The sequence below is a fragment of the Candidatus Methylomirabilota bacterium genome (genome assembly GCA_035260325.1).
Lineage (GTDB): Bacteria > Methylomirabilota > Methylomirabilia > Rokubacteriales > CSP1-6 > AR19.
Genome location: DATFVL010000098.1, coordinates 1 through 5,166, shown reverse-complemented (window position 1 = coordinate 5,166; position 5,166 = coordinate 1). Strand labels below are relative to the sequence as shown.

Below are 5,166 nucleotides of genomic sequence, written 5' to 3'. Positions count from 1 at the left end.
ACCGGCTCCGTCGCGAGCCGCGCGCCCTCGGCGCCCGCGTCTGCTTCGTCCACACGGGCGGCGTCTTCAGCCTCTTCCCGTTCCGGCGCGCCCTGAGCCGGCGTCTGGGCCAAGACGGTCTGGTAGAATCGTAGCCTCATGCCAGAGATCCGGCTGCGCGGCGGCGAGGTCGACGGGCTCGGTCTCCACTACGTCGTCGAGGGACGCGGCCCTGCCGTCGTGCTCCTGCACGGACTCGGCGGGTTCGCCGAATCGTGGCGGCACAACCTCGCGCCGCTCGCCCGCCGCGCGACGGTCTACGCCCTCGACCTCCCCGGCTTCGGGACGTCGGCGAAGCCGCGCACGCACTACCGCCTCGCCGACTTCGCCCGCGCGCTGCACGGCTTCGTCGAGGTGCTCGGCGTCGGGCAGGCCTCGCTGGTGGGCCACTCGCTCGGCGCCGCCGTCGCGGTCACCTACGCGCTGACGCGCCCGGCGCGCGTCGACCGGCTCGCGCTCATCGGCGGCGTCGTCCCGGGCTTCTCGTACAGCCCCGCGTGGATCTACCGGCTCGTCGCGCTCCCGGGCGTCGGCGAGGCGCTCTCGCTCGTCGCCTCGGCCGCCCTCTTCAAGGCGGCGCTCGCGCGCTGCTTCCACCGGCCCGTGCGCGCGGAGGTGGACTTCTTCGTCGAGCACGAGTACGCGGCCCGGACCGCGCCCGACGCGCGCCACGCGTACCTCGCGACCCTCCGTCACGTGCGCGCGGACTTCGAGACCCGCCGCGACGACTACCGCCGCGCGCTCGCCACGCTCGAGCCCCCCGTCCTCCTGATCCACGGCCGTCAGGATCGTGTCGCGCCGGCGGTGCACTGCGTCGAGGTCGCGGAGGCGCTGCCGAACGCCGCGACGCGCTGGGTGGACGACTGCGGCCACTTCCCGCAGATCGAGCACGCCGAGCAGGTGAACGGCTGGCTCGTGGAGTTCCTCGCGGCGCGCCCGGCGCCGCGCTGAGGGCGAGGGCCATGGACGGGATCACGCCGCAGGAGCTGAAGGCCCGCGTCGACCGGAGCGACTGCCCGCTCCTGCTCGACGTGCGCCAGGACTGGGAGACCAAGCTCTGCCGGCTCCCGAACGCGACGCACATCCCGATCGAGGAGATCGAGGTGCGGACCGACGAGCTGAATCCCGAGGACGAGATCGTGGTCTACTGCCACCAGGGCGTGCGGAGCGCGGCGGTCGTGGAGTACCTGCGCTCCCTCGGCTTCAAGAACGTGAGGAACCTCGCGGGCGGCCTCGACAACTGGGCCCGCACCGTCGATCCCTCGATGCGCCGCTACTAAGTGTCGGGCCCGACATCCCTCACGGTCCACCGGGCGGGCGCGACCGTCTGGTGCACGCTCGACCGGCCGCCCCTCAACCTCCTCGAGCCCGGCCTGATCCGCGCGCTCCGCGAGACCTTCGGGACCCTCGCCGCCGACCGCGCCACGCGCGTCGCCATCGTGACCGGCGCCGGGCGCGCCTTCACGGCGGGGATGGACGTGGCGATCCTGCGCGACCTGGACGTGGCCGGCGCGCGCGATCTGATCGCGGCGCTCCACGACGCGATCGACGCCGTGCACCGCGCGCCGTTCCCGGTGATCGCCGCGATCAACGGGCCGTGCCTCGGCGCCGGCTTCGAGCTGGCGCTCGCGTGCGACCTGCGCGTCGCCGCCGCCGGCGCCCCGCTCGGCCTGCCCGAGGTGCGCGTCGGCGTGCCGTCGGTGATCCAGGCCGCGCTCCTGCCGCCGCTCGTCGGGCCGGGGCGCGCGGCGGAGCTGCTCCTCACGGGCGAGCCGGTCGCAGCCGAGCGCGCGCGGGAGTGGGGGCTCGTGAACGAGGTCGTGCCCGCCGAGCGCGTCCGCGCCGCCGCCGAGGCGCTCGCGGCGAAGATCGTCGCGTGCGGGCCGGAGGCCGTGCGCCTGCAGAAGGCGCTGCTCGTGCGCTGGCGCGAGACCGACCTCGCGAGCGCCGTGCGCTGCGGGATCGACGCGTTCGCCGCCGCCTACGCGACCGCCGAGCCGCGCGAGGGGATGCGCGCCTACCTCGAGAAGCGCGCGCCGGGCTGGAGGAGCCGGTCCTGAAGATCCGCACGATCACGCTCGACTTCTGGGGCACGGTCCTCCTCGACGGGCCCGGGAGCGACAACCGCTACAAGCGGCGCCGGATGGCCGACTTCGGGACCATCCTGACCGCCACCGACGTCCGCGTGTCGGCGGCCGCCCTCGATCGCGCCTACGACGCGTCGGCCGCGTTCCTCTCGCGCCTGTGGAGCCGGCACCGCGACGTGCCGGTCGAGGAGCACGTCCGCGTGATCCTGGCGGCGCTCGACCCCGGGCTTCCGGGACGCGTCCCCCCGCAGGTCCTGCGGCTGCTGGTGGACGCCTACTCGCGGCCCGCGCTGCTCGTGCCGCCGACGGTCGACGAGGGGGCGCGCCCGGCGCTCGAGACGCTCGCCGCGCGGGGGTACACGCTCGCGCTCGTGTCGAACATCATGCGCACGCCCGGGGCGACGCTGCGCAAGGTCCTCGAGCGCTACCGGCTTCTCGAGTGCTTCAGGCACACGACGTTCTCCGACGAGGTGGGGGTGCGCAAGCCCGACCCGGAAATCTTCGCGCTCACCCTCCGGGCCGTCGGCGGCGAGCCCGCCACCGCCGTGCATGTGGGTGACGACGAGATCCTCGACGTGCAGGGGGCGCGCGGAGCCGGCATGCGCGCGATCCAGGTGACGAGTCTCGGGCGGGAGTCGCTCGGCGCGCCGCTCCCCGACGCGACGATCGCGCGCCTCGCGGAGCTGCCGGCGGCGATCGCGCGGCTCGAGTCCTGACGCGGCCGCGCGCGCGGCGTCAGGGCGCTAGGCGTACCGGAGGTTCGAGCCCGTGGGTGGCTTCGGCGCCCACGCGGGGTGTTCCTGGGGTGCCGCGATCCCGATCTCCTCGAAGTAGCGCCGGATCGGATCGGTGATCCGATCGGCGTACGCCTCGAGGACGCGATAGGAGATGCCGCGGAAGTAGGCCGCGTTCTGGATCGCGCCGCTCCGCCAGCCGAGGACCTTGACCCGGTTCGTCGGGCGGCTTCGCAGGATGAGGCCGAAGGTCCCGAGGCCGGACACCCAGTGCTCCGCGTTGTGCAGGGAGAGCTCCGTCACGGCGCCGGCGATCTCCCAGTCAGGCGCGAACTCGACCAGGGCGAGTTGGAACAGCCGCTGGACTTGCTCCGGAAGCAGCATACCGGGACTTCCTCAGAGCAACTAGAGTGCCACGCACCACCGGCCGCCCCGGGCATACTGTGAAATTAGCGATTTGCGCGGGCCCGCCGGCCGTCAGCGTGCCAGGGTGGCCGGACACATTGGCCGCGGGCCGACGTCTTGTGCGGTGCGGCAAAGAGCCGCTAATATAGGCGCGCGATGGACGTCGCCGACCTCAGAGCGAAGATCCGCGACATCAAAGACTTCCCGACCGAGGGGATCCTCTTCAAGGACATCACGACCCTCCTGAAGGACGGGCCCGCGTTCCGTCGCGTGATCGACCTCCTGTGCGAGCGCTACCGGAACGAGCGCGTGGACGTCGTCGTCGGCGTCGAGTCGCGCGGCTTCGTCTTCGGCGGCGCCGTCGCGCACCAGCTCGGCGCGGGCTTCGTGCCCGTGCGCAAGCTCGGCAAGCTTCCCGGCAAGACCATCGAGGTCGAGTACGAGCTCGAGTACGGCCGTGACGCGCTCGCGATGCACGAGGACGCGATCCAGCGCGGCCAGCGCGTGCTCGCCGTCGACGACCTGCTCGCGACGGGAGGCACGATGGCCGCCACGCTCCGGCTGATCGAGCAGCTGGGCGGGCGGGTCGTCGGCGTCGCGTTCCTGATCGAGCTGGCGTTCCTCCACGGACGCGACAAGCTCAAGAGCCATCCGCTCCACTCCCTGATCGTGTACGAGTGAGCACCGCGATGGTGGTGCGAGCCGCAGGACGTCGCGGGGCTGGGGCCTCGCCGTCCGAGGCGAGCGAAAGCTCGAAGTGGTAGAGTCTCCCCATGGCTAGACGGCTCGTGCTCGTGCCCGCGCTGCTCGCGCTCGTCGCGTGGGCGTCCGCGGCCTCCGCCGAGGAGGCGAAGGCCCAGATCAGCGCCGCGATGCTCCTCAACATCATGACGCAGCCGAGCGCGCCGCGCGCCTCGACGCTCGACGAGTCGCTCCGCGATCCCGGCCCGCCGCCCCGCAGGACGGAGCCGTTGCCCGTGACCATCACGGTGCGGAACCCGTGCCCGCCGGGCGACGTCCATTACGAGCCGCCGCCCCTGCCGGGTCGCCGCGGCCGCTAGTAGACGCTCGCCCCCGCCGGAGGTCTCATGACGATCAAGAACGTGGGCGTGATCGGCTGCGGCCTCATGGGCGGCGGCATCGTCCAGGTCGCAGCACAGGCGGGCTTCCAGGTGCTCTTCGTCGAGGCGAGCGACGAGCTCGTCGGGCGCGGGCTCGGGCGGCTCCGCGAGACGCTCGAGGGGCTCGCCGCGAAGGGCAAGCTCGACGCCCGGGCGAAGGACGAAGCGCTCGCGCGGATCGCCGGCACGACGCGGCTCGACGACCTCAAGGGCTCGGACCTCGTCGTCGAGGCGATGACCGAGAACCAGCAGCTCAAGAACGAGACCTTCGCGAAGCTCGACCGGATCTGCCCGCCGCACGCGCTCCTCGCGACGAACACCTCGTCGTGCAACGTGACCGCGATGGCGGCGGCGACCCGGCGCCCGGGCCAGGTCCTCGGCCTGCACTTCTTCAACCCGGTGCCGCTGATGAAGCTGGTCGAGGTGGCCCGCACCATCCTGACCGACGAGGTCACCGCGAAGGTGGCCACGGACTGGGTGCGCGCGCTCGGCAAGACGCCGGTGCAGACGAAGGACTCGACCGCGTTCATCGTGAACAGGCTCCTCGTCCCGTACCTGCTCGACGCGATCCGCGTCTACGAGGGCGGGCTCGCGACGCTCGAGGACATCGACCAGGCGATGAAGCTCGGCTGCGGCCACCCGATGGGACCGTTCACGCTCCTCGACCTCGTGGGCCTCGACACGGCGATGTACGTCGCCGAGGTGATGTTCGAGGAGTTCCGCGAGCCTCGGTACGCGCCGCCGCCGCTGCTCAGGCGCATGGTGCTGGCGGGGCGCCTC

General features: G+C 72.8%; 8 protein-coding genes. 7 read left to right on the top strand and 1 reads right to left on the bottom strand.

The annotated features are described in order from the left end of the window. Nucleotides 1-138 precede the first annotated feature (138 nt). From VKG64_06975 to VKG64_06960, 4 genes are read left to right on the top strand one after another with little or no spacing between them, the layout of a single operon-like run. Nucleotides 139-990, top strand: a complete 852-nt coding sequence (locus tag VKG64_06975) for an alpha/beta fold hydrolase (GenBank protein HKB24782.1) — start codon at nt 139-141, stop codon at nt 988-990. 11 nt (nt 991-1,001) lie between these two features. Then, nucleotides 1,002-1,319 carry a rhodanese-like domain-containing protein gene (locus VKG64_06970; GenBank protein ID HKB24781.1) on the top strand — a complete coding sequence of 106 codons (318 nt, stop codon included), beginning with the start codon at nt 1,002-1,004 and terminating at the stop codon, nt 1,317-1,319. Then, entirely contained in the window at nt 1,320-2,099 is a 780-nt protein-coding gene (locus tag VKG64_06965) for an enoyl-CoA hydratase-related protein (protein HKB24780.1), read from the top strand. It abuts the gene before it with no gap. Further along, nucleotides 1,994-2,842 (top strand): HAD family hydrolase, encoded by an 849-nt coding sequence (locus VKG64_06960; protein ID HKB24779.1) that lies wholly within the window; start codon nt 1,994-1,996, stop codon nt 2,840-2,842. Before VKG64_06965 ends, VKG64_06960 begins: the two co-directional genes overlap by 106 nt. Nucleotides 2,843-2,869: 27 nt before the next feature. On the opposite strand, the gene VKG64_06955 is transcribed toward VKG64_06960, so the two are convergent. After that, a complete protein-coding gene (locus VKG64_06955) occupies nt 2,870-3,244 on the bottom strand; it encodes a hypothetical protein (GenBank protein HKB24778.1) in 375 nt (124 codons plus the stop codon). Nucleotides 3,245-3,421: 177 nt separating this feature from the next. On the opposite strand from VKG64_06955, the gene VKG64_06950 reads away from it, so the two are divergent. The 3 genes from VKG64_06950 to VKG64_06940 all read left to right on the top strand — a co-directional run. Continuing rightward, complete coding sequence (locus tag VKG64_06950) at nt 3,422-3,946, top strand: adenine phosphoribosyltransferase (GenBank protein HKB24777.1); 525 nt, start codon at nt 3,422-3,424, stop codon at nt 3,944-3,946. A gap of 92 nt (nt 3,947-4,038) precedes the next feature. Further along, a complete protein-coding gene (locus VKG64_06945) occupies nt 4,039-4,326 on the top strand; it encodes a hypothetical protein (GenBank protein HKB24776.1) in 288 nt (95 codons plus the stop codon). Between the two features lie 27 nt (nt 4,327-4,353). Next, nucleotides 4,354-5,166 (top strand): 3-hydroxybutyryl-CoA dehydrogenase (locus VKG64_06940; GenBank protein HKB24775.1); only part of this gene is annotated, 813 nt, incomplete at its 3' end.